The organism is Pseudonocardia sp. EV170527-09 (assembly GCF_008369905.1).
GTDB lineage: Bacteria > Actinomycetota > Actinomycetes > Mycobacteriales > Pseudonocardiaceae > Pseudonocardia.
The window spans coordinates 1-587 of sequence record NZ_VRMC01000303.1 but is presented as its reverse complement, the minus strand read 5'-3'; the positions used below and the strand labels follow the sequence as shown (position 1 = coordinate 587).

Genomic DNA, 587 nt, shown 5'->3' with positions numbered 1-587 from the left:
CCAGACCGAGCGTGAGCTCGGCGTGGACACGCGGCCACCCGTACGTTCCGCGGGATTCTTCGTGGATCGTGGTGATGCGTTTGAGCAACAACTCGTTCTCCACCGCCCGAACGGATTTGTGCCCGGATCGCCATTCGTAGTAGCCTTGGCGGCGCACGCCAAGGACCCGGCAGGTCACCGCGACGTCGAATCCATCGTCGGCGAGTTCACGGACCAGCGGGAAAACTACTTTGGGAGAACGTTCTCCCGGGCGAAATACGCGGCCGCCCGCTTGAGAATCTCATTCTCCACCTCAAGGCGACGCTTCTCCTTACGGAGCCCGGTCAATTCGCGTTTCTCGGCGCTACTCAGCCGTGAATCGGAGCCGCCGGTGTCGTCGGCGGCGGCCTGGGCCATCCAGCTCCGCAAACACGACTCCGATATCGACAGTTCCTTCGCGATCGCAGACACCGGCTTGTCGCCAGCACGAGCAAGGTCCACGGCGCGGCGCCGGAACTCGGGCGGGTGAGGTGCAGGCACGAACAACATCCTCCCTGGTGGACCGGGTCCACCTCAGGTGACGTGTCCGGCGTCAGGGGTCAAGCTCA

General features: G+C 64.1%; 2 protein-coding genes. Both read right to left on the bottom strand.

Annotated elements, in window-relative coordinates:
- Positions 1-103 (bottom strand): transposase (locus FVA95_RS34210; protein ID WP_368667387.1); only part of this gene is annotated, 103 nt, incomplete at its 3' end.
- Between the two features lie 122 nt (positions 104-225).
- Positions 226-519, bottom strand: coding sequence for a transposase (locus tag FVA95_RS29240; RefSeq protein ID WP_161992396.1), 294 nt, complete (start codon positions 517-519; stop codon positions 226-228).
- Positions 520-587: the final 68 nt, after the last annotated feature.